This is a genomic window from Thalassotalea sediminis, assembly GCF_030295915.1.
In the GTDB taxonomy this organism is placed as follows: domain Bacteria; phylum Pseudomonadota; class Gammaproteobacteria; order Enterobacterales; family Alteromonadaceae; genus Thalassotalea_C; species Thalassotalea_C sediminis.
Genome location: NZ_AP027361.1, coordinates 759,904 through 784,679, shown reverse-complemented (window position 1 = coordinate 784,679; position 24,776 = coordinate 759,904). Strand labels below are relative to the sequence as shown.

Below are 24,776 nucleotides of genomic sequence, written 5' to 3'. Positions count from 1 at the left end.
TTAAGCAGCGTTACTTGAATCTTGCACTTGGCTTTCATCTTCTTTAGTTGCCGGCATTTTTTCTTTTTTGGTAACGGGTTTTTTAGCTACTTTCGGTTTCTTGGCTTGCAACGCAATAAGAACCTCTTCTCTATGTTTAGCTAAATAAACACTCAGTTCTTCTTTATCAGCATCACTTAATTCAACAGGTACTTTAGTTAACATTTCGGAAAGGTTGTCCGCCATGTCTAACATTTTGTCGTATTCATCAGCGGCTTTTTTATCCATGAATGTTTCAACCTCCACACCTTGTCTTATAACAACAAATCTACTTTCAACGGCCATTGGCTTCCCTTATCTAACAGGTAACATTAATTGATATACCAATCTTAATTGGCAAATACAGCCAAACTGTATATTTACACAGTAACAATACGTTATTTATCAAAAAATGCAATCATAAAATGTTAAAGCACTGAAATTTTCTCGCTATTCATCGTGCGATAACTAACATTGCATGTAAATTATATTTCTAATAGAAGGCTGAATGTAAAAGTTCATGTGTAATTTGTCATTTTAAAATACTTGAAAAAGTTAAAACTTCTTTTAAAACATGATAGTAAAAACTTTTTACCGCTATACCTTTCTTCATAAGTCGTTACATAGGAGGCGTTTTATAACGATCTTTTTTCGTTATAAGCAGTCATTATTAAGTAACAGTAACCCAGTATTTAGAATCTACGTTAGACCTAATGGAGAAAGTCATGAAATTATTACCAATGATCACCACTATTACTGCAACAACTTTTGTTTTACTTTTAAGTGCGAATGCCAAAGCGACACCACTCGATAAATACGTCGAACAATCTTTAATTGCGGTGTGTAAATCAACAATGAAAGGTAATTTATTTAAATTTCATAAAACACTAAAGTTTTATCGTTTACAACAAAAAACTATCGCAAATGGACTCGTGTGTAATGGTAGCAATGTAACCGAATTTGCGCGTAAACATGGCGCTTATAAAATTGCAAATAGATTAGAAACGCACTTAGACAATAATACTTCGATTGTCGATATCGCGGCTGTCAATAAAATGGGGGTTACTTTTGAAGAATGATCATTAACGACAAAAACGCCCGTCTAATAACGGGCGTTTTTACTTATTTGTCGTATCGTTTACTTAACAATTACTATTAAGCAATATTGGCAAACTGATTCATTGTATTATCTTTACCGCCAGCTTTTAGTGCCGCTTCACCAGCAAAGTATTCTTTATGATCATCGCCCATATCAGAGCCAGCCATGTTTTGATGTTTTACGCACGCAATATCTTGGCGAATTTCTTGACGCTGAACATTTAATACATAACCCAACATACCTTGTTCACCAAAATACTCCTTGGCTAAATTATCTGTTGATAATGCCGCAGTGTGGTAAGTAGGCAATGTAATTAAGTGATGGAATATTCCAGCCTCTCGCGCCGCATCTTGTTGGAATGTTCTAATTTTTTCATCTGCAACAATTGCTAGCTCAGTATTATCATAGTCAACACTCATCAAGCGATCACGATCGTAACCAGAAACATCCTTGCCATCTTCAGACATTGCATCAAAGACTTGTTGACGGAAATTAAGTGTCCAGTTAAACGAAGGTGAGTTGTTATATACAAGTTTAGCGTTAGGTACTACTTTTCTGATCTCGTTTACCATGCCACCTATTTGTCCAATATGTGGTTTTTCGGTTTCTATCCAAATCAAATCTGCACCATTTTGTAGGGATGTAATACAATCTAAAATACAGCGCTCTTCACCTGTGCCCTTTTTAAACTGAAATAGGTTACTTGCAAGACGTTTAGGGCGCATAAGTTTGCCATTTTGCTTAAGTAACACATCGCCATTAGCTAAATCATCTTCAGAAACTTGTTCACAATCTAAAAAGCTATTGTATTGGTCACCTAAATCGCCTGGCTTTTTAGTTACGGCAATTTGCTTAGTTAGACCTGCACCTAATGAATCAGTGCGAGCCACAATAACGCCATCATCAACACCTAGCTCCATAAATGCATATCTAACAGCATTAATTTTCGCTAGGAAGTCTGCATGTGGAACAGTCACTTTACCATCTTGATGCCCACATTGTTTTTCATCTGACACTTGGTTCTCAATCTGAATACAACATGCACCAGCTTCAATCATTTGCTTAGCCAGTAAATACGTTGCCTCTGCATTACCAAAGCCCGCATCAATATCTGCAATAATAGGTACTACATGCGTTTGATGCTGGTCAATTTGTTGCTGAATTTCTGCCGCTTTTACACTATCGCCATTTTCATTAGCACTATCTAATGCTCGGAATAGTCCACCTAATTCTCTTGCGTCGGCTTGACGTAAAAAGGTATACAGCTCTTCAATTAACATTGGCACTGAGGTTTTCTCATGCATTGATTGATCTGGTAATGGGCCAAACTCCGATCTCAATGCCGCAATCATCCAACCAGAAAGATATAAGTAACGACGTTCTGTTGATTGAAAGTGTTTTTTGATTGAAATCATTTTCTGTTGACCAATAAACCCATGCCAACAACCTAGAGACTGTGTATATTTGCTCGGATCTTTATCATACGCATCCATATCTTTACGCATAATTGCTGCAGTATACTTTGCGATATCTAGCCCTGTTTTGAAACGATTCTGCAATCGCATACGTGCAACTGATTCAGCATCTATTGATTGCCAATTACGTTGCTCTTTAATGGTAGAATCAGCGTTTTCAACTTGTTGGCGGTATGTGGTCATTTTTATCTCCTGGCGCATATTGCGGTATTAGTTAGGACAATCACAAAATGTAACTCATGCTGTAACTTGTCACATCGAACAACAAAAAGACTAAACCAATATACAAACATTGATAAAATGCATAATTTTTATCATCACTATTCACAAAGAAAATATTAAAAAAAACAGAAAATAAATACTTTTAAATACAATAATTTAAAAACATGAAAGGCAATATACATACAAAGAAAAATAACAAAACTTAACGACTACGACTAAAATCTAGTTGCGTTAACCCATAACTAATGTCATATAGTTTATTTATCGTAATTATAAAAATTATTAATCTGATGAATATTTCAAAAATTGACCTTAACTTACTCATTTATTTAGATGTACTGCTGCGTGAAAAAAATGTTACTCGGGCCGCAAGCCAATTAAACATTACGCAACCTGCTATGAGTAATGGCCTCAAGAGGTTAAGAACACTCTTTAATGATCCTATTTTAGTAAGAACATCTGACGGAATGGTTCCTACAGAGCGTGCACGTGCCCTATCTCCAATGATTAGAAAAATATTATTAGAGCTAGAAGAAGCACTACAAGGTGAAGAGGAGTTCGATGAAAAAAGTAGTCAACGCGTATTTAGAATTATGGCAAGTGACTACGCAGCATCAACATTATTACCTGTTCTTTTGCGGAAAGTGAACCAAATTGCACCCAACGTAACCATTGATATTATGACGCCAAGTGATGTTAATTTTCACGATGTTGAAGCCGGAAAAATTGATATGGCAATTAACCGTTTTGAAGAGTTGCCTCAGTCGTTCCATCAAAAAACAATTTGGCGTGATGGTTTTTCTTGCCTGTTGAGCGCAGATAATGATGTTGTCACTAAATTTAACCTAAATAGTTACTTAGCCTCAAAGCATGTTTGGGTATCTAAAACTGGTTTTGGTGTGGGGGTCGGCATGGATCCTAAAGATGTACAAAAGCTTGGATGGGTTGATGAAGCTCTAGCTCGTCTGGGGAAGAAGCGTGATATAAAAGTGTTCACACGAAGTTACCATGTTGCGATGCAGCTCGCATACGAAGACGGTTTAGTGGCAACTTTACCTTCAAAAGCAGCAATGTTGCATAAAGATGATGCTAATTACACTATTTTAAAACCTCCTTTTGAGATACCAGACATTGAACTCAAAATGATTTGGAGCCCATTATTGCATCATGATGCTAGCCATGTATGGTTTAGGCAACTCGTGATTGAGGCAGCAAATGAACATACTGATAGTCGGTAATTAACATGCCCCAATCACTTTATGCCGTTGTTGCTATACTTTCATGCCTACTTTTAGGTTATGGTCTTCATACCTTGTTAGGTGGTTTACCGCCTAGTTTGTATGGCATGATCGTCTTCACATTAGCACTCCATTACAATGTAATTGATGATAAACGTTTAGAACAAAGTATCAGCTGGATACTTAAACATATGGGCGTATGTTTTGTTCCTGCGGGTGTAGGCATTATTGAGCACTATGATTTGATAAAATCTTATGGCATCACGATGGTTGCCATTACCTTTTTTACCACTTGGTTATTACTTACCTTTGTTGGATGGTTTGCTCAAAAACAAGAAAATAAAGCTGAGTGTTAATATGTCATTAGTCAATTCACTTTTATTTTGTGCGATCACTATTGTTACCTATCAAGCTTTCGCACAACTGCAGCAACGCTTAAATAAAGTATGGTTAAACCCAATGCTTTTGACTGTATTAATACTCATTGCAACCTTACAATTATTGCAAATCAATTACCCTGATTATCATGACAATACTGAAATTCTTACCTGGCTTCTACAGCCTGCAGTTGTTGCACTAGGGTACCCCTTATATCAGCAACTACACACAATGAAAAAACAATGGAAAAGCATCGCAATTCTATTAACTGTTGGTGCTGCTCTAGTTGTAGCTGTGAGCTTTTTACTCACATTTATTATCACAGAAGAATACAGTATTTCGGTCTCTATTGCCTTAAAGTCCATTACTACTCCCATAGCGCTAGCGACAACAGAGCAATTACAAGGTAATCAAGCAATCACAGCATTCGCCATAATATTGGCAGGGCTATTCGGTGCATTATTTGGCGTTAGTTGGTTAACGTTTATTGGCGTAAATTCACCGAAGGCACAAGGCATAGCGATAGGTGCGGCGAGTCATGTTTTGGGTACTGCCACTATTAGCCAATTATCTTTTGAGCATGCAGCTTACGGTTCATTAGCCTTAATTACCTCAGCTACCATTACGGCCATAATATCGCCAACAATAATTCAGCAACTTAGCCAGCTTCTAGGTTAGCAACGATAATTTAAATAATGCAATTATTCACCATAAATTATATCCAAACAAAACCATATTCACACTATGAATACTAGTTATCACAAAAGATAATGTTCAATACCCTATATAATCACAAAAACATTAAAAACATTAAATATCAACAATTTAAAACCACATTTGTTATCTGTTTTTTAGCCACACAGGCGTCAAACGAACACTCGTAGACTTTAGTGCTATTGAATCGCGTAATCGAACTGACTACATTCATGCTTACTAAAGACTGATAGCAACAATGAAAACTTTCTCCCTTACAACGTTCATTGTTAAATTGAGGAGTCACTATGACTGAGCGCACACATATCGCAGGACTACAAATTGCAACATGCCTTTATGAATTTATTGAGCATGAGGTCTTAGTTGATTTACCCTTAACATCCCATGACTTTTGGCAGCAGTTTTCCTTAATTGTTGAAGATCTTACTCCAATTAATAAGGCGCTATTGCAAACCAGAGATAAATTACAACAATCGATTACCGCATGGCACCAAGTATCAAGTAACGATGCTAATAACCTTGATAAGTACAAAAAGTTCTTAACAGAAATTGGTTACCTAACCCCTAAAATTGATGACTTCACAATAAGTACTGAAAATGTTGATGACGAACTTGCCGTTATGGCAGGGCCTCAGCTTGTAGTTCCAATCACAAATGCACGATTTGCATTAAATGCTGTAAATGCTAGGTGGGGAAGCTTATACGACGCACTATATGGCACAGACGTAATATCAGACGAAGATGGTGCGGAAAAATCAAAAAACTATAACCCAATACGTGGTCAACAAGTTATTCGATATGGAAGACAATTTCTTGATTACGCATTACCACTAACCAATGGTTCACACCAACAAGCAGTCAATTATCAACTGAAAGAAAAGCAATTAGTAGTCACATTAGCTGATCAGCAAACAGTTTTATTAAGTGATCCGGGTCAGTTAAAAGGATTTCAAGGGCAAATATCTAACCCTACATGCTTGTTATTCGCTCATAATGGCTTACGTTTTGAAATAAATTTTGCCGCAAACAGTGACATTGCTGCGCGTGATTTAGCAGGTATTAGCGATATTACATTAGAATCAGCATTAACCACCATTATGGATTGCGAAGACTCTGTAGCGACCGTTGATGCAGAAGATAAGATTGTCGCCTACCGTAATTGGTTAGGGTTAAACCAAGGACGCTTATCAACGAAGGTCGTTAAAAACAATCAACACTTCCTGCGCACTATGGCTGATGATAGAGACTACACAGATATGAATGGACATCCATTAGTGCTAAGTGGTAGAAGTTTAATGTTTGTACGTAATGTCGGTCATTTGATGCAAAACGATGCCGTGTTAACGACTAACGGTGATCCCGTTTATGAAGGCATACTTGATGCGATGATAACGTCAACTATTGCACTCTATGACTTACTAAACAAAAGTGCGTTAACCAACAGTAGGCAGCAATCTATTTATATTGTAAAGCCGAAAATGCATGGCCCTGACGAGGTTTCTTTCGCAAACGAACTATTTGGCCGTGTTGAGCGTGCTTTAAGCCTTCCTAAAAACACCATAAAGATGGGCATAATGGATGAAGAAAGACGGACGAGCGTCAACTTAAAAGCTTGTATATATCAAGCGAAAGAGCGCGTTGTTTTTATCAACACTGGCTTTCTAGACAGAACGGGAGATGAAATACATACCTCAATGTCAGCGGGGCCAATGGAAAGAAAAAATGCGATAAAGCATACTCCTTGGATTTCAGCTTATGAGAATAGTAATGTAGATATCGGGCTAAGTTGTGGCCTTTCAGGCAAAGCTCAAATAGGTAAAGGCATGTGGCCGATACCTGATAATATGGCAGATATGCTTAGCACCAAAATCAATCACGTAGAAGCTGGCGCTAATACAGCATGGGTTCCCTCACCAACTGCTGCGACATTACATGCGTTACATTATCATCAAAAAAATGTGTTCAAAATACAAGAACAGTTACAAACTCGAACACCAGCATCTATTGATGAAATGCTTAGAATACCACTGGCATCTAATACCAACTGGAGTAGAGCAGAAATCTCAGACGAGTTAGATAACAATATTCAAGGGATCCTTGGCTATGTAGTTCGATGGATTGACCAGGGTATTGGTTGCTCTAAAGTACCCGATATTAATAACGTTGGTTTGATGGAAGACAGAGCTACATTGAGAATTTCAAGTCAACATGTCGCCAATTGGTTAAAACATGGTATTTGTCAGCTTAGTGACGTTGAAAAAAGTTTTGCTAAAATGGCAAAAATAGTGGACGAACAAAATAGTCATGATCCGCTTTACCAACCTATGTGCAGTAATCTTGAAGACAACTTAGCGTTTAATGCAGCAAAGGCATTGGTGCTTCAAGGAGAAGTACAACCAAATGGTTATACGGAACCGCTACTGCATCAATACAGAATACGAGCAAAAAAACTTAATAAACAATTAAAACTCGAAGCAGTTACGACGTAACCCTTGTAAATATTGAGGCTAACTACGGTTAGTCTCAATATTCCTACCGCTTATCCCAAAGCATTAGCATTTACGAGTTATTACAATTAAAGTCAAAATGTAACGAATGTTAGATCGCATGTTATTAGGAAGTAAACGTGTGTAATTTTGGCGAGAGGATAAAACAATGGAATCGTTGACAAAGCAATTGCTTATTAAAAGTAGTATAGGTTTACTTTTTTTAATGTCTGGCAGTTCAAATGCAACCCCAGAAAATGCAATTCAAGCCATGGATAATACCCTCACAAAAAACAACTATGCGTTTTTACTACCTAACGTTGCACCTCAAGGTATTCAAAGTTCAACACTCTTTAGCTCATCACAGCATTATTCATCAATATTAGCGAAAAGCAGTAACACGGTGACTAACAGAAGTTGTGGCAAAAAAAGAAACGAACTATATGAGTTATCAACAATACTAAGCGATAAGTTACATGTATTTCTTTCTTATTTCGAAGATAGCCCAGCTTATCAGTTTGCAGACAAGCGTGAAGACAAAGAGTCGTTACCTATCGAAGGCTAACTGGCAGCACAGCTTCGACTTTAACTTAAATAAACAAAACATTCTGAAAATTACTGAAATAGCACTTGATGATTAACGCTTGTGTCATTTGAGTTGCAAAAATAAAAAGATTCACCACTCATGGTAAAGCGGTGAACCTCTGCGGCATGGCTAACTAAAATTCGTAGCTTTTAGACTTGGCGAGTAACTGTTTAGTATTTATATCATCCCCAGCGCAAGCACTGATATCTTTTTTACTAAGGACAATGACGCGATCTTTATATCGATTGGCTTCTCTTGCCCCTCCAGATTGAATAATTAAATTTACATTTTCATTCTTAGGTACAGCTTTTAAACCATTGCCATACAAGCAAAATGTTTCGGCCAAGGAGTGAGACAATGATTGATAGTAAGTAACACGCTCTTTTTCACGTTCTGCTTGTTTAGCTAATTGCGCTTTTCTCACTTCCTTAACTTGCTTTTCTAATACCTTAGCTTGGCCCTTTAACTTTTCTTTTTGTTCCTTTAATGATTTAACTGCAGATTCCAGTTCAGCTTTTGATTCTTTATCGGCTCTTCGTAATTGGTATTCGTGATCTCTTAATTCACGTTCTACTTCACGGAGCGCATAAGATGTATCGCGACGCTCTTCTCTAATATCTCGATATTTCTCTCGATCGTGTTGTAACGCTTCCATTGCTTGCTCATACCCACTGGCGGCCTTTTCCATCGCTTCTGCGACTTTTAATTCTGTTTCAACAGTGATTGCATCGTTAAATTCAATATCAGAAACAGGCGGCAATGGTGCTATTGGAGCTAATGGTGGAAGGGGGGCTCTTTCCGACATTGAAAAGCTAAAATCCCCCCAATGACTTCTATACGAACCTGAGCTAATGGTAAACAATACACCCTGGCCTTTAAGGTAGGTACTCTCAACGCGATTAATTGCGATTGGTTTGCCTTTTTGTTCTTGCGCAGACGCAGACTTAATAATTTTACTCATGATCGCTAATTGCTTATGCATCGACGTAAACTCGTCACTTGGTTGCGCTAATGTCGCGCCCGATATTACACCTGATAGTGCCGTGCATAAGGCCATGGTTGCGAATTTTTTCATGATTTACTCCTCAGTAATCCAGTTAGTCGAACTAACATCATTTTTTACAGGCGAGATACTCGCACTTTGATAAAGTATTGTTTCAGCGAAACGTTTAAATTTTAATTGTTGGTCTAATTGATCATCTTGTCGCTGATCATTGATGTATTTAATGAAGTCGTTCATATCTTCTTTGCGTTCTTGACGCGAAGCGCCCAATATATAACTCGCCAATTGTAAGTTCCCTTCTTGCTGCTTCGCACTAATATCAGCAGCATAATTTGCCAATACAACTTGTTGCTCATTTGCAAAACTTTGCAATTTTTGGTCGAGTAACGTTTCAACATACTGTGACGTTTTTGCCTGGTTATTCCCAGCAAAGCTAATCGTCACTCCTTGCTCTTGAATATTCACTTCAACATTAAAGAGTACTAATGACATGGCAAATAATGAGCAAGCAAAAGACATTGCGGGTAACCCTTGCCATTGCCACCAAGGACGGCTATCACTTTCAAAGCTTGCTCCTCTATCCCATTCAGGTACTTGCTCATCAGCTGTCACTTCAGCGAAATGCTCTACTTGCTCAGCAACTAAGGCTCTTTGATGCCAAACGGGAGACGAGTCGAGCGTTTCTTTATTACGGCTACGTGATTCCTTATTCGTGAGCCATTCGCTAAACGCATGCTCTAGTGCTGAGTCATCACGTTCAATGTCATTTTTTTTAGACATAATCCAACTCCACATATTCTTTCAACTTATCTAAACCACTATAAAGTCTAGATTTAGCGGTATTTATTGAGATACCCAATTGGTAAGCGATTTCATCAAACGTTGCATGTTGAAAAAACTTCAATTCCACGACTATCTTTTGATTTACGGGTAGTTTTTGCAAAGCATGCTGTATATCAAGTTTTATACGTCCGTTTGTCATGTGTTTTTCAGGACAAGTATCCTCATCAATATCTTCTTGTTCTGGCTCATCATCAAGTGATTTTGTTGGTTTTCTTCGACGATAAAACTCGATACATCGATAGTGTGCAATCTTAAACATCCATCCTTTAAAAGGGCTATCACCTCGAAAAGAAGATAAGTTGCGAAAAATGGCCACAAAAACATCTTGCATCAAATCAAGGGCATCTTCTCGATTACTAACCATACGTAGTGCATAGTTATACAAGGCTTTTTCATGTCGCTTTACTAAGGTTATCCAGGCAGATTTTTTACCTGTTAGCGCTTGCTTTACTAGCGTTTCATCGCTTCTTTCGAACACGCATATTCCTATTTTTCTTAATATTATCGCTTCGTTACCTATAAAGACGATAACACGATATAAATAGTTTGAAATTTATTTAATTTTTTTCGTCGTCATATGTTGATGATGTTATTTCAAGCATATGCTTCCCATTATTACTTATAAAAAACAAGTTAGTACATGTGTACAACAAACTGATTTTTATATCGTTATTCAAAAAAATCGGTTTGACTCAAAATGAAAATACGGTAATGTTTCGATAAGCAGCATCAGTTAAAGGAATAAAAATGATCACCGCTACAGCACGCCATATTTTGGTAGATAACGAAGAGCTTTGTAAACAACTTAAGTCGGAAATTGAGTCTGGTACTGATTTTGAAACCGTTGCAAAGCAACATTCAAATTGCCCCTCTAAATTGCAAGGTGGTGCTTTAGGTTCTTTTAGTCGTGGACAAATGGTAAAGGAATTTGATCAAGTCGTTTTTAATGCCGCATTGAATAGTGTTCAAGGGCCAGTAAAAACCCAGTTTGGCTACCATTTAATTGAAGTGACAAAGCGCACAGATAAATAATAGAATACATCGGCTTATTGATTAAATATGAGCTAAAAAAATGCCAGCATTTGCTGGCATTTTTTATATATTAACAGCTTAACTAAGTGAATATGCTTCGCAATGTCCAGAAGATAAGAATAGATAAACCTGCACCTACTGGTAGGGTAATAACCCAAGATACAACAATATTTCTTACAACACTTAAATTAATCGCGGCTATTCCACGTGCCATACCAACACCTAACACCGCCCCAACAAGCGTTTGAGTGGTTGAAATAGGTAAGCCAGCACCAGACGCAATAACAACGGTACATGCTGCTGCTAATTCAGCGGCAAAACCGCGGCTTGGCGTTAAATGTGTAATACCTTTACCTATTGTAGCAATTACCCGATGACCAAAGATAGCCAAACCAGCAACAATACCTAAACCACCTAACGGTAAAATCCACCATACTAACGGTGATTTCTTAACAATTTCACCGCCGTTATCAATAATGCTGACCACTGCCGCAAGAGGACCAATCGCATTTGCAACATCATTTGAACCATGTGCAAACGCCATACAACATGCAGTAACAACCATCAAGGTAGCAAATACTTTCTCTACGTTAGCATAATGCGCTGACTTATCAGCATCTTGTTCAAAACGTAGTCGAGTAATAAAAAACTTACCAATTAGCGCTACAATAACGGCAACAATAACAGCAAGGTAATAACCCCCCGCTCCATCCAATTCGAAACTTACGATACCTAAATCAATGTTGTCTAAACCAATATGTTTAAGACCTTTTTTGATAGTAACTAAAGACAACACGAAGCCAGCTAAAAACATATAAAACGGTACATAACGTTTAGCGTTATCTAACGGTTTTTCTGTATCGAATATTAACTTTTGTGCACTGTTAAAGATGATAAAAGCGATAACCCCAGAAATTAGCGGTGTGATTATCCAACTACCAACAATTCCAAGCACTTTACCCCAAGCCACAGTGTCAGGGCTAACACCAATGGCAGCAAAACCAATGATGGCACCAACAATAGAATGCGTTGTAGATACTGGCCAGCCTAGTATAGATGCAATTAATAACCAAGTTGCTGCTGCTAAAAGGGCAGCAATCATACCAAACACTAACTGTTCTGGAATAGCAGTGAAATAACTTGGGTCAATAATACCTTTACGTATAGTAGAGGTAACCTCTCCTCCGGCTAGATAGGCGCCGGCAAATTCAAAGACCATCGCGATAATAATCGCTTGTTTTATCGTTAAGGCTTTTGAACCTACAGAGGTACCCATTGCATTTGCAACGTCATTGGCTCCTATGCCCCAGGCCATAAAAAAGCCAACAACTGCGGCGATCATCACGAGGATCGAACCATGTGAAGCTAAAATATCCATGATCTATCCTATTTTCTCGCGAGTAAAATTTCTAAACGAGCACCAACTCGTTCTGCCAAGTCAGCTAAGTCACCAACCCATTCAATAATTTGATATAAGAACATTACATCTACCGGTTTTAAGCTGTCTTCTATTGCTAACAAATTTTTACGGATTGAAATTTGCAGCAAATCTGTGTCATCTTCAATTTCATCAAGCTGGTGGATCATTTTTTCAACAATTTCCACTTCTCGGCCTCTAAAGCCGGTTTCTAACAAACTATCTAGTTCATTAATAGCTTCTGCCGCCTTTTCAATTGCATCGATACAACGCACGACATACTCGGTAAATTCTTGTTGTAATTCCGCAGGAATTACCAATTTACGGCCGATAATGCGACCAGCAATATCTTTCGCTTTATTGGCAATTTTATCTTGCTGTGTTAACAACTCTAATAAGTCAGCACGATCCACAGGCATAAATAATCCGCCCGGCAACTCTAAACGCAATTGACGTTTAAGTTCATCACACTCATGCTCTAACTTTGAAATTTTTGTACGGATTTTACCTGCCGTTGACCAATCGTTTTCAACAACAGCAGCAAAAAAGGGTACTAAATGATTTGAACACTTCGAAACTTTTCGAATGTGTTTTTCTAATGGTTTTAGGGGCGATTTTGCAAACACACCTAAGATTGAATTACTGGCCATAATATATTTCCAGGAGCAAATCTGCTCTTTATTATTAGTCGGCGCGGATATTAACGTATTTGACGTTAAATTCAATAGCCTTTAACGTCAAATATTACTCGTAAACCCACATAAATTGTACTGACTATGCATTTATCAGCTAAAGATAGTCGAAAATTCAAACAGTTGCTATCAAAGCACAAAAAAAGACTTGATACCAGAATGTCAAAATTTGTCTGTTGATTATAGCTTTTTCATATCTTCAATTGAGGTATGACGTACTACTTTACCTTTGACAAAATAAATAATGTATTCACAAATATTTTGACAACGATCTCCAATTCTTTCCAACGCTCGTGCTGACCATATAACCGTCATAATTTGTGGTATAGAACGTGGCTCTTCCATCATGTAGGTCATTAACTGACGCATTAACGCTTCATATTCACGGTCAATTTTATCATCGCTGCCATGCGTTTTTATCGCTGTTTCTACATCCATACGGGTAAAGGCATCTAAGGTAGTTTGTAAGACTTCGAGTACTTTTCTACCAAGGTTATCAAGATTCATTAACAATCCTCGGTGTTCACTACTAAGGCTTTGTAACGTTACCTCAGCAATTTTTTCTGCTTCATCACCGATACGCTCAAGATCGGCAATGGTTTTTACAATTGCCATAATCAGGCGTAAATCACCTGCAGCAGGCTGCCTTTTCGCAATAATTCGCGTACATTCGTCATCAATACTCACTTCAAGATTATTAATTTTATAATCACTTTGATGAACGATTTTCGCCAGCTCTTCATCTGATTCATAAACAGATGTTAACGCATCGCTTAATTGTTTCTCAACTAAACCGCCCATTTGCATCACATGATTAATAACACGTTCTAAATCTTCATTAAATTGGCCAGAAATATGACGGCCGATATTTAAATTATCCACAAATTTTCTCCTATCAATCCGTCGAGTTAGCCGTAGCGGCCGGTAATATAATCTTCAGTTTTCTTCTTAACAGGCGTCGTAAAGAGTGTATTGGTATCACTATATTCAATAAGATCACCCATATACATAAACGCAGTTTGATCTGAAACGCGAGCTGCTTGTTGCATATTATGTGTCACAATCACTACGGTAAACTTTTGTTTTAAATCGTTTATAAGCTCTTCAATCGTTAACGTTGAAATAGGATCAAGTGCGGATGTGGGTTCATCTAATAATAGCACTTCAGGTTCAATAGCAATTGCTCTTGCAATAACAAGTCGCTGTTGTTGACCACCCGACAAACCTAATGCACTGTCGTGAAGTCGATCTTTAACTTCATTCCATAATGCCGCAGCGCGTAAAGCATTTTCTACAGCCTCATCAAGTACGCGTCGGTTATTTTCGCCGGTAATACGCAAGCCGTAAACCACATTTTCATAAATACTTTTTGGAAATGGGTTTGGACGTTGAAACACCATACCAACTTTGCGACGCAATGCAGCTACATCGACATGTTTGTCATAAATATTTTGCCCATGAAGGTTTATTTCACCTTCTATACGACAAATATCAACTAAGTCATTCATGCGGTTTATACAGCGCAATAATGTCGATTTACCACAACCACTTGGCCCGATAAACGCCGTTACCTGCCCTTTTGGAATTGCCATTGTGATATTTTGTAGTGCTTGTTTTTCACCATAAAACAGATTTAAGTTTTGAATATCTAGCGCTTTTTGTTCTGGTGACAAATTAGCTAAATCAATTTTATCTCGACTCGTTAAAATGTTCTGAGGACTAACTGTAATCATAATATTCTCTTTAAATTCAATATATTTGCAATGGGAAGTATTACTTCCGAGTTAAAGCACAACGTCGTCTAGTGCTCTAACATGCGATATTTTTCACGTAAACGGTTACGTATCGATACGGCAGTCATGTTCAACGCTACAATAATGGTTACCAATAGCAATGCCGTCGCATAAACCAGCGGCCTTGCTGCTTCAACATTAGGGCTTTGAAAGCCAACATCATAAATATGAAACCCTAAATGCATAAACTTACGATCTAAATGTAAGAATGGGAAATTGCCATCTAATGGTAGATTTGGTGCCATTTTCACAACCCCAACCAACATCAATGGTGCAACTTCTCCGGCAGCGCGCGCAATAGCCAAAATAATACCTGTCATGATAGCGGGACTCGCGATGGGCAAAATAATGCGCCAAAGCGTTTCCGCCTTAGTAGCACCAAGAGCTAAGCTACCATGTCGCATCGCAGAAGGGATTCGAGCTAAACCTTCCTCAGTTGATACAATCACGACCGGCAATGTTAATATTGCAAGTGTTATCGCTGACCAGAGAACGCCGGGTGTACCGAACGTCGGGCTTGGTAATGTTTCAGGGTAGAATATTTGGTCAAGTGAGCCACCAACCATATAAACAAAGAAACCAAGACCAAATACACCGTAAACAATAGAAGGTACACCCGCGAGGTTAATCACAGCAATACGTAACAATTTAGTAAATGCATTTTTACCTGCATATTCATGTAAATAGATTGCGGCAACAACACCTAGCGGCGAAACAATAACCGTCATCAATAAAACCATGAGAACCGTACCAAAAATTGCTGGGAATACCCCACCTTCGGTATTCGCCTCTCGCGGATCATCTACGATGAAACTACCAATTTTGCTAAAAAATGTGCCTAACTTTTCCAAGAAACTAAAACGATTGTTTGCTTCTATTTTTAGGATTTGTTCGAAATTGATCGTAACAACCTGGCCATCCATTGCCCGCACTTTAATATGGTCTCGTGCAACTTTATCGCGTAACGCCATTAAATCTTTTTCTAACGTTTTATAGGCTTCACGCAACTCGGCAACATTTGCTTTGATTTCCTGTTCTTTTGCCGGTGTTAACTTATTTTGCAATCGATATTTACGTTCTTGTAAACGAAGACGTTCAATTTGGTAATTAATAGCACCGATGTCGACTTTTTGTAATTCATCCATTTCTGCTTGGAAGTCAGTCACTCGTGCGAGTAATTCATCCATTTTATCGAGAGAGACTTCTTTTCCATCTAAATATAGGCTCTCAATAAAGCCATAGAAATTACCATTTGTTCTTCGCTCTATAACTACCAAATCTTCAGGTGTCGATATTTTTGTAATTTCCGGTACCAAAATCCAACGAAAATCCAAGCTAACTAATTCTCTGTTTCCTGTCTTCACGAGGTAACGTTCAATATATTCTTGATCACCTAAATCTAACTTTAAGTGGACAAGTTGTTCCGCAGGAATACTTTCACGATCATAAATTTCACCAATAACGGTTTGTTCTTTGCCTTGTTGATCAATCATGTCAAATTGATACAAGGTGGACGGCCAAAAGTATGATAAACCATGCGAAGCAATAAGATACAACAACCCTATCACCGAAATTAAACTAATACTGACACCACCCGCTGAAAGCCAGATCCAAGGTGAGCCTGATTTAAACCAATTATTCATCTTGCTAACCCTACCCTACAACGAACTATATTTTTCACGTAAACGCTGACGAACAAATTCAGCTAACGTATTAAAAACAAATGTAAATATAAACAATACAAATGCGGCTAAGAATAAAATTCGGTAGTGAGAACTTCCCACTTCTGATTCTGGCATTTCAACTGCAATATTGGCTGATAAGGTACGCATACCTTGGAATATACTCCAATCAACAATAGGTGTATTACCTGTTGCCATCAACACAATCATTGTTTCTCCAACTGCGCGACCAAGCCCCATCATTACCGCTGAAAAAATACCTGGGCTAGCAGTAAGCAATACAACCTTAATTAAGGTTTGCCAAGGTGTTGCTCCTAACGCTAAAGAACCACTTGTTAAATGTTTAGGTACACTAAAAATCGCATCTTCAGCCATGGAAAAAATTGTTGGTATAACAGCAAACCCCATTGCGATACCTACAACTAATGCGTTGCGTTGGTCAAATGACACACCAAGCTCATTGGTTATAAATTGACGCACATCGCCACCGAAAAAAGCGTCTTCCATCCAAGGAGATAGTGAAAATGCAAAATATGCAGCGAGACACAGCATTGGAATTAAAATGATTGGTGCAAGCGTATCTGGTACAACACCTTTAATATGACGCGGTAACTTAAACCAACTATAAGCGGTGATAAAAACCGTTATTGGCAGCAAGACAAGCATCAAAGCAATAGCAGGCAAATTATTCTCGACAATAGGCGCAAGCCAAAGACCTGCCAAAAAGCCTAAAATTACCGTGGGCAATGCTTCCATGATTTCAATTGTTGGCTTCACTTTTTTACGCATTTCTGGCGTCATAAAGTAAGCAGTATAGATGGCTGCTGCTAAAGCTACAGGCACAGCAAACAACATCGCGTATAAAGCAGCTTTAATGGTACCAAATGAAATGGGCACTAATGAAAACTTTGCTTCAAAGTCGTCTGAACCCGAAGTAGATTGCCAAATATAATCTGGCTCGGGATAACCCTCATACCATACTTGTTGCCACAACGCATGCCATGTCACTTCTGGATGCTCATTTTCGACCGAGTAAAGTGAAAAGCTGTTACCTGAAAATAGCATCAATCCGTCAGCACGTGGCGATATTACAAACATATCTGGTGCTGTATCTGCCAACTGACCGCGCCATAAATCGTTTTCACTTGTCGTATAAAAAGCGCCAACTTCACCACTTGCGGTAATCGTAAAAAAGCTCTTTCGATATTGCTCAGTAACAATTTTTGCAACCGATTCTTCTTTACTCACTGCAAAAGTACGAATTTGCTTAAACTCTCGCCCTTCTGCTCCGGCAACTTCAAACCATTGACTAACTGTCCCGGCACTATCCCCTAGTAATACTGAACTACCACCTGATAAAAGTGCCATAGATGTTAAATGCAAAGGTTTACTGCGTGATTGTGCGAGTTGTGGGATTATCGTCGCTTTTAAAGGCACCTCGTCATCATAGGTTAGGTCGTAAACCAAGACTTGATCGCCACTGCGGATAAAAGCCATTGCCAAGTCAGGCGTAACAAGTACTTGATCAACACGTCGCGAATCTAACTCGATAGTTTGATACTCAATATCATGTGCAGGGTCGTAATTAAAATCGTCTTCAGCAATTAATGACGTTTTAATCAGGCGATTATCATGCGTATAGCCAACAAAAACCGCACGTTCATCATTCATTGCAAACGACAAATGTGCAAATGTACTCTGCTGTTCATCAACTACAATAAAGTCTTCACCGAGTGGATAGGTTATATTAGGAATAATTTCACGTTTACCCGTATCGAACGTCGACTGAAATTTCGGCGCAACTAATTGCACATTACCTTGTTTATCTAACAACAGCTTTCTTTCGCCATCAACATCAATAATTTGTTGAATTGGGTTTTCAGACAAGCTCAATGAATAAGCAGGTTCACGATATTTTTCCTGCTCGCCTTTTAAGGCAAAGTAGTCAATCTTGCCTTGCTCATCAATAACATAAGCTAGCTCTTGTAATTCATCAATACCAATAGCAAGCGCTTGTTGCGTTTTATCAATGTTAAAAGTTTGTACTTCATTTACTTTGGCAGACTCAAAAACAGGTTTGATCACATAAAGCAAATAGAGAAAAATAAGCACAAGGGTAAATAATACACTGACACCGCCAAGTGTAATTAGCCATCGTGCTAACGAGTTTTTCAGCTGCCTTGGGCCAACTGACTTTAACGCTATTGTCACTAAAGGTACCTTTTGTTCAATAGAAAATTCTAATTGCAGCGATTATAAGACACTTTTGTGACACTTTTGTGACACGCTGTAACAATTGTATATAATTCAACCAAACCAACTTTAAGTATCTAACATTGTTGTGAAAATAGTTATATTTTACTATCGTAGAGATAACGCAAAATGCACACTTAATTAGCAAGGAAGAGCAATGAGTATTTCAAAATTAATGTCGAAAAATATCATTAGCTTAGATATTGATGATGATTTAGGGAAAGCAAAGCTCGCGTTTGATACGCACCCTATTCATCATTTATTAATTCTTAATGGTAAAGAGTTAGCTGGTATTTTTACCGATCGAGATCTATACAAACAATTAAGCCCGCATATAAACACTAAAAATGAAACGCCTCGCGACACATCATTACTGCATAAAAAAGTACATTTATTTATGACCCGAGAGTTGGTCACAGCGACGGTTGAAACTACATTAAACGAAGCTGTGTTACTTTTTTATGACAACAGAATTTCATGTTTACCTATCGTCGATAAGAACTTCCACCCAGTAGGGATTATCTCTTGGCGAGATATCGTAAAAATTATTGCGATACAATATCGCAATAAATTGCACGCGGAATCACCTAATATCGTAACTAAATCAAGCGAATATACTGAATAATCGACAGAAGAGATAAACGTAAGAAAAGCGCAAAACTAAGAACTGCATGACAACATAGAACAACCAGCCTTGTTTCGTGCCCATTCTGGTCGCTTATTCGCTAACTCACTTTCTTGTGGTTGTTCGTCGTAGGGCTTTTGCAAAACACGATATAACTGATGCAGCATCGCATAATCGCCTTTTTCTGCTTGCTCAATCGCCTGCTGAGCGAGATAATTTCTTAATACATATTTCGGGTTTACGCGGTTCATACGCTCGATTTTTTCATCTTTCGACCACTTATTATGCGACAGCCGTGCTACATATATCGAAAGCCACTGATGCCATTGCGCCACTTGTTCATCTGTTAATGGTTGATAAAAACAATCGGCTAAATGCGACATCCATTGATTTTCTGCATAAGGTAAAGTCGCTAATAAGCGGTAAAAAATTGTCATATCCGTATTACTTGCAGACATAATTTTTTCAAGCGCAATAAATAAGGCTGGGTCACTATCGTTGTCTAATTGTTCTAACCCAAGCTTGTCTGCCATCATTTGACGCCATTGTTGCTCATATTTTGTTGCAAAGTTCGATAAGATATCGTTCAGCGGCTGTGCATCTTCTATAAGTGGGTAAATCGCATTTGCTAATTGAAATAGGTTCCATTGCGCGATTTCTGGTTGTGCGCCAAAACAATAACGCTTACCTTGGGCATCGGTTGTATTTGGAGTCCAATTTAAATCAAAATTATCTATCCAACCATATGGGCCGTAATCAATAGTTTCAGACAAGATTGACATGTTATCTGTATTCATTACACCATGTACAAAACCTACTCGCATCCAGTGAACCATCAACGCACAGGTTTCATCTGCAATTTGCTTAAACAACGCTAAATAACTTTCTTTCGAAGGCTGCCCAATATCAGGAAAATAATGTTGTAACGCGTAATCAACGAGTTGCTTCAATAAGCTAATATCGCCACGAGAGGCAGGAAGTTGAAAACTACCAAAACGCAAAAAACTCGCTGAAACGCGGCAAACAATAGCACCTAGTTCTGCTTGCGGATTACCATCATAAAACATATCGCGTACAACGGAATCGCCTGTTAAGCATAAACTTAACGCTCTCGTAGTAGGAACACCAAGGTGAAACATCGCTTCTGAGCAAAGGTACTCTCTTATCGATGAACGCAACACGGCAAGCCCATCAGCACGTCTAGAGTATGGTGTAGCGCCTGCGCCTTTTAACTGTAATGTCTTGGAACCGTCTTTCGGGGTATCGAGTTGCAATAGGTTAATTGCTCTGCCGTCTCCAAGTTGTCCGGCCCAATGACCAAATTGATGACCGCCATAATTCATTGCGTACGGTGTGGTATTTTCAAGAACCATATTTCCCGTCAACAGCTTTGCAAGCGCCTCTTTATCATCAATGTTTAACGTTAACTGCGCTGCCAATGACGTGTTAAGTGCAATTAACGATGGGTTATTGGTTCGTGTAGGTTGCACAGTAGAATATGCTGCATTAGTGACAGTTCTACAAAAATTTGCTGTTTCAGGATCAGCAGGCAACTGTGCTAAAAAATGGTTATTAATATCAGACCTGAAGAATTGCACAATAAGACGCCTATTTAGTCGCTAAAGCTATAGATCTCATAGTGTAATTGATAAGTCGCGCGAGCTAAAGCGCTACTTCTTGAAAGATAACGCGATTACGCCCTTGCTGTTTAGCCATATACATACGTTTATCAGCAATCTTCATCGCTTGATCTAATGCTTGATATTTTAAACATTCTGCCACACCAAAACTGGCGGTTCCGTTAACTTTTTCTCCATCAACATTGACATAACTTTTTTCAATAAGCTCTCGTAACTTCTCTGCTAGTGCAACTCCTTGTTCTTTAGTGGTATTCATAAAGAAAAGTAAAAATTCTTCGCCCCCCGTGCGTACAAGCACATCTTGTCTCCTTATATTGTCAGTACATAAAGCGGCAAATCGTTTTAGAATTTCATCACCAGTTTCATGTCCAAACGTATCATTTATCTCTTTAAAATGATCAATATCAATATTAACTAACGTCAATGGAAAGTACTCATCACTGGCCATTAACCGCTCAATGAGTACTGTAGATAAAAAGCGCCTATTGGGTAATTTAGTTAGACTGTCAGTATAAGCTTGTTTTAACTTTATATGACTGAGTTTGGTTAATCGACGATGACTAACATGACGAAAATAATCAGCAATAAAACTGACAAAACACATCACGGCAAAAGACGTTAAAAAACGGGAAACTTCTGCTGCTGGATAATCTGCAGTTATCGTAATAGTGCCATTTAATAACAAGACAAGTGATATGAAAAACAACACATTTACTACACCACCTACTTTAACGCCGAGTAAAACAAAGTAAATGAGTGGCATTGGGTAAAGCCAATATAAAGCAGTATTTTGATATCCGCCGGTATAAACAACACACAACAACATCACAAAAACAAAGCAAGCCGATAATACATAATGAATTTTGTCCTTTTTGAACAAAATAGCCAATACTGCATTCATCGTAATGAGTACCGCGCCAGCCAACAGAATTAAAGATAAGTTTACATCATACGCCTGATAACTTTTGGCAGAGAAATACAGGATAACGGCGGAACCGCAGAAGCTAACAAAGTAAAAAATTGACTTTTTACGATAGCGATCGATTTCATCGATTGTCGCTTTTTCAGAAAACTTATCCCACCAATCCATACGGTTAGCCATGTGAAACTATTTTTTATTTTATCTTACTTAACAAATAGCATATGTCGAAATCTTTGCGCACTTCAACTTAAAAATCGACCTTTTTTGCTTTTCTATAGACATGATCAGTAGCTCGGTACGCATACCGATTAAACGACTTATGCTTTTTACCAACGTTTATTTTATGGAATATAACCTTAGCTATGTTGAGTGTTATGAAGCTTTACGAGTTAACCAATAATTTTCTACGTTATTTCTGCATTTCAAGCTTTGATTGTCGCCAATATTCACCTAAAATGTCGACATCATTCTGTTTTCAAAACAAAAGGTTTATTAATGGCTCAACCATTACCCGACAAATTTATCATGTCTATGCACCGCGTCAGTAAAGTGGTGCCACCCAAACGCACAATCTTAAAAGACATTTCACTTTCTTTCTTTCCTGGTGCGAAAATCGGTGTACTTGGTCTCAATGGCGCAGGTAAATCAACATTACTCAGAATTATGGCAGGTGTAGATACCGAGTTTGAAGGTGAAGCTAATGCACTGGCAGGTACCAACATCGGTTATTTGCCGCAAGAGCCGGAACTAGATGAATCAAAAACGGTACGTGAGATCGTTGAAGAATCAGTAGCGGAAGTCAAGAATGCAATCGCCCGCCTTGATCAAGTTTACGCTGAATACGCAGAACCAGATGCTGATTTCGATGCACTAGCAAAAGAGCAAGGTGAACTTGAAAACATTATTAATGCGCAAGATGGACATAATATAGATAACGTATTAGAGCGCGCAGCTGATGCGCTTCGCTTACCAGATTGGGAACAGCCAATTTCTGTACTATCTGGTGGTGAACGACGCCGCGTAGCGCTATGCAGATTACTCCTATCTAAACCAGACATGTTACTGCTTGATGAACCGACTAACCACTTAGATGCAGAATCAGTTGCTTGGTTAGAACGTTTCTTACATGACTATTCAGGTACGGTCGTTGCTATTACCCATGACCGTTACTTTTTAGACAATGTAGCGGGCTGGATCTTAGAACTTGACCGTGGTCATGGTATTCCTTGGGAAGGTAACTATTCTTCTTGGTTAGAACAAAAAGATGCGCGCTTAGAACAAGAAAAGCGTAGTGAAAATGCGTTACAAAAAACCATCAAGCACGAACTTGAATGGGTACGTTCAAACCCTAAAGGTCGCCAAGCTAAAAGCAAAGCACGTATGGCACGTTTTGAAGAACTTAATAACCAAGAACATCAAAAGCGTAATGAAACCAATGAACTATATATTCCGCCAGGCCCGCGGTTAGGTGATAAAGTATTAGAGGTTAATCACCTAACAAAATCTTTTGGTGATCGTATTCTAATTGACGATTTAAGCTTTAGCATTCCAAAAGGCGCTATTGTTGGCATAATAGGTGCCAACGGTGCTGGTAAATCTACATTATTTAAAATGTTATCTGGTACTGAACAGCCAGATTCAGGCACTGTAGAGTTAGGTGATACCGTGAAACTCGCCAGTGTCGATCAGTTCAGAGATGATATGAATGATAAGGCAACAGTTTATGAAGAGATCTCTGAAGGTCACGATATTTTAACCATTGGTAATTATGAAACGCCAAGTCGCGCCTACTGTTCGCGCTTTAACTTTAAAGGCAACGATCAACAAAAATTCGTAGGTGATTTATCGGGTGGTGAACGTAATCGTGTGCACCTTGCGAAACTCGTTAAAACAGGCGGTAACTTATTACTGCTTGATGAACCAACCAATGATTTAGACGTTGAAACATTGCGAGCTCTTGAAGAAGCGTTACTTGAATTTCCAGGTTGTGCCATGGTTATATCACATGACCGTTGGTTCCTTGACCGCATAGCTACGCACATCATTGATTATCGTGATGAAGGACAAGTTAACTTCTATGAAGGTAACTACACTGATTACGAAGAGTGGCTGAAAAAGACGCTTGGTAAAGATGCAGCAGAACCTCACCGTATAAAGTACAAACGAATCAGTAAGTAACAATTTGTTGACCATGTTTTTAAAAAGCACCTTAATAAAGAATTAAGGTGCTTTTTTTATAAATAGCGCTATGCTAAAGGTATTGATCCACTTATTTGCAATGCTCAATGGAAAACAGACGTCAATTTACGCGCATTTTGTTCTCGATAGATGCTCAGCTTGAAGTAGAAGATAAAACTTACGCGGTAAACATTCATGATATTTCGTTAAATGGGGCACTGGTTAGTGCACCTGAAACGCAAACAGATATTATCAATAAACTTGCAATATTGAGTTTTAACCTCAATGAAACCCCAGTTTGCATGCATGTTGCAATCGTCCATGTTGAGCCTGATGAAGTTGGCTTGCGATGTAACGCAATTGACATTGACAGTGTGACACACCTAAGAAGGCTCGTTGAATTGAACTTAGGTGATGATAGTCAGCTTAATAAAGAACTTTCTCAATTAACGCGCACTTTTCTCGATTAACTTAGTGTTA

At 38.4% G+C, this 24,776-nt stretch carries 23 protein-coding genes; 10 read left to right on the top strand and 13 right to left on the bottom strand.

What is annotated here, in order from left to right; translation table 11 throughout:
- Window positions 1-324: a YebG family protein gene (locus QUE09_RS03545; protein ID WP_286234830.1), complete on the bottom strand. Its 324-nt coding sequence runs from the start codon at window positions 322-324 to the stop codon at window positions 1-3.
- Window positions 325-743: 419 nt separating this feature from the next.
- On the opposite strand from QUE09_RS03545, the gene QUE09_RS03540 reads away from it, so the two are divergent.
- Window positions 744-1,097 carry a DUF3718 domain-containing protein gene (locus QUE09_RS03540; RefSeq protein ID WP_286234829.1) on the top strand — a complete coding sequence of 118 codons (354 nt, stop codon included), beginning with the start codon at window positions 744-746 and terminating at the stop codon, window positions 1,095-1,097.
- Between the two features lie 76 nt (window positions 1,098-1,173).
- On the opposite strand, the gene QUE09_RS03535 is transcribed toward QUE09_RS03540, so the two are convergent.
- A complete protein-coding gene (locus QUE09_RS03535; protein WP_286234828.1) occupies window positions 1,174-2,775 on the bottom strand; it encodes an isocitrate lyase in 1,602 nt (533 codons plus the stop codon).
- Between the two features lie 329 nt (window positions 2,776-3,104).
- Here QUE09_RS03535 and QUE09_RS03530 point away from each other — a divergent pair, with 329 nt between their 5' ends.
- The 5 genes from QUE09_RS03530 (at window position 3,105) to QUE09_RS03510 (ending at window position 8,195) form a co-directional block, all read left to right on the top strand.
- Window positions 3,105-4,052 (top strand): LysR family transcriptional regulator, encoded by a 948-nt coding sequence (locus QUE09_RS03530; protein ID WP_286234827.1) that lies wholly within the window; start codon window positions 3,105-3,107, stop codon window positions 4,050-4,052.
- A 5-nt stretch (window positions 4,053-4,057) separates the two neighbouring features.
- A complete protein-coding gene (locus QUE09_RS03525; RefSeq protein WP_286234826.1) occupies window positions 4,058-4,408 on the top strand; it encodes a CidA/LrgA family protein in 351 nt (116 codons plus the stop codon).
- A 1-nt stretch (window position 4,409) separates the two neighbouring features.
- The gene (locus QUE09_RS03520; protein WP_286234825.1) at window positions 4,410-5,108 is read left to right on the top strand and encodes an LrgB family protein; all 699 of its coding nucleotides are present in this window, start codon (window positions 4,410-4,412) and stop codon (window positions 5,106-5,108) included.
- A 323-nt stretch (window positions 5,109-5,431) separates the two neighbouring features.
- Complete coding sequence (locus QUE09_RS03515; protein ID WP_286234824.1) at window positions 5,432-7,633, top strand: malate synthase G; 2,202 nt, start codon at window positions 5,432-5,434, stop codon at window positions 7,631-7,633.
- 166 nt (window positions 7,634-7,799) lie between these two features.
- The gene (locus QUE09_RS03510; protein ID WP_286234823.1) at window positions 7,800-8,195 is read left to right on the top strand and encodes a hypothetical protein; all 396 of its coding nucleotides are present in this window, start codon (window positions 7,800-7,802) and stop codon (window positions 8,193-8,195) included.
- A gap of 154 nt (window positions 8,196-8,349) precedes the next feature.
- On the opposite strand, the gene QUE09_RS03505 is transcribed toward QUE09_RS03510, so the two are convergent.
- Genes QUE09_RS03505 through QUE09_RS03495 form a run of 3 tightly spaced genes read right to left on the bottom strand, consistent with a single transcriptional unit; the run spans window position 8,350 to window position 10,540 of the window.
- Window positions 8,350-9,291 carry a hypothetical protein gene (locus tag QUE09_RS03505; RefSeq protein WP_286234822.1) on the bottom strand — a complete coding sequence of 314 codons (942 nt, stop codon included), beginning with the start codon at window positions 9,289-9,291 and terminating at the stop codon, window positions 8,350-8,352.
- Window positions 9,292-9,294: 3 nt separating this feature from the next.
- Complete coding sequence (locus QUE09_RS03500; RefSeq protein WP_286234821.1) at window positions 9,295-9,999, bottom strand: hypothetical protein; 705 nt, start codon at window positions 9,997-9,999, stop codon at window positions 9,295-9,297.
- The gene (locus QUE09_RS03495) at window positions 9,992-10,540 is read right to left on the bottom strand and encodes an RNA polymerase sigma factor (RefSeq protein WP_286234820.1); all 549 of its coding nucleotides are present in this window, start codon (window positions 10,538-10,540) and stop codon (window positions 9,992-9,994) included. The genes QUE09_RS03500 and QUE09_RS03495 overlap by 8 nt, the downstream gene beginning before the upstream one ends.
- 269 nt (window positions 10,541-10,809) lie before the next feature.
- On the opposite strand from QUE09_RS03495, the gene QUE09_RS03490 reads away from it, so the two are divergent.
- Complete coding sequence (locus QUE09_RS03490; RefSeq protein ID WP_286234819.1) at window positions 10,810-11,094, top strand: peptidylprolyl isomerase; 285 nt, start codon at window positions 10,810-10,812, stop codon at window positions 11,092-11,094.
- Window positions 11,095-11,176: 82 nt separating this feature from the next.
- Here QUE09_RS03490 and QUE09_RS03485 read toward each other — a convergent pair whose 3' ends face one another.
- From QUE09_RS03485 to QUE09_RS03460, 6 genes are all read right to left on the bottom strand, one after another.
- A complete protein-coding gene (locus QUE09_RS03485) occupies window positions 11,177-12,472 on the bottom strand; it encodes an inorganic phosphate transporter (protein WP_286234818.1) in 1,296 nt (431 codons plus the stop codon).
- Window positions 12,473-12,480: 8 nt separating this feature from the next.
- The gene (locus QUE09_RS03480; RefSeq protein WP_286234817.1) at window positions 12,481-13,161 is read right to left on the bottom strand and encodes a TIGR00153 family protein; all 681 of its coding nucleotides are present in this window, start codon (window positions 13,159-13,161) and stop codon (window positions 12,481-12,483) included.
- 222 nt (window positions 13,162-13,383) lie between these two features.
- Complete coding sequence (phoU, locus tag QUE09_RS03475; protein ID WP_286234816.1) at window positions 13,384-14,085, bottom strand: phosphate signaling complex protein PhoU; 702 nt, start codon at window positions 14,083-14,085, stop codon at window positions 13,384-13,386.
- Between the two features lie 26 nt (window positions 14,086-14,111).
- A complete protein-coding gene (pstB, locus tag QUE09_RS03470) occupies window positions 14,112-14,936 on the bottom strand; it encodes a phosphate ABC transporter ATP-binding protein PstB (RefSeq protein ID WP_286234815.1) in 825 nt (274 codons plus the stop codon).
- A gap of 68 nt (window positions 14,937-15,004) precedes the next feature.
- Entirely contained in the window at window positions 15,005-16,639 is a 1,635-nt protein-coding gene (gene pstA, locus QUE09_RS03465; RefSeq protein ID WP_286234814.1) for a phosphate ABC transporter permease PstA, read from the bottom strand.
- A gap of 15 nt (window positions 16,640-16,654) precedes the next feature.
- Window positions 16,655-18,889 carry an ABC transporter permease subunit gene (locus QUE09_RS03460; RefSeq protein WP_286234813.1) on the bottom strand — a complete coding sequence of 745 codons (2,235 nt, stop codon included), beginning with the start codon at window positions 18,887-18,889 and terminating at the stop codon, window positions 16,655-16,657.
- A 199-nt stretch (window positions 18,890-19,088) separates the two neighbouring features.
- Here QUE09_RS03460 and QUE09_RS03455 point away from each other — a divergent pair, with 199 nt between their 5' ends.
- A complete protein-coding gene (locus QUE09_RS03455; RefSeq protein ID WP_286234812.1) occupies window positions 19,089-19,556 on the top strand; it encodes a CBS domain-containing protein in 468 nt (155 codons plus the stop codon).
- A 35-nt stretch (window positions 19,557-19,591) separates the two neighbouring features.
- Here the strand turns inward: QUE09_RS03455 and QUE09_RS03450 are convergent, their stop codons facing one another.
- Both QUE09_RS03450 and QUE09_RS03445 read right to left on the bottom strand, forming a co-directional pair.
- A complete protein-coding gene (locus QUE09_RS03450) occupies window positions 19,592-21,154 on the bottom strand; it encodes a protein adenylyltransferase SelO (protein ID WP_286234811.1) in 1,563 nt (520 codons plus the stop codon).
- Between the two features lie 64 nt (window positions 21,155-21,218).
- The gene (locus QUE09_RS03445) at window positions 21,219-22,298 is read right to left on the bottom strand and encodes a GGDEF domain-containing protein (protein WP_286234810.1); all 1,080 of its coding nucleotides are present in this window, start codon (window positions 22,296-22,298) and stop codon (window positions 21,219-21,221) included.
- A gap of 315 nt (window positions 22,299-22,613) precedes the next feature.
- Between QUE09_RS03445 and ettA the strand changes: the two genes are divergently transcribed.
- Complete coding sequence (gene ettA, locus QUE09_RS03440) at window positions 22,614-24,296, top strand: energy-dependent translational throttle protein EttA (RefSeq protein WP_286234809.1); 1,683 nt, start codon at window positions 22,614-22,616, stop codon at window positions 24,294-24,296.
- Between the two features lie 107 nt (window positions 24,297-24,403).
- Complete coding sequence (locus QUE09_RS03435; protein ID WP_286234808.1) at window positions 24,404-24,766, top strand: PilZ domain-containing protein; 363 nt, start codon at window positions 24,404-24,406, stop codon at window positions 24,764-24,766.
- Window positions 24,767-24,776 lie beyond the last annotated feature (10 nt).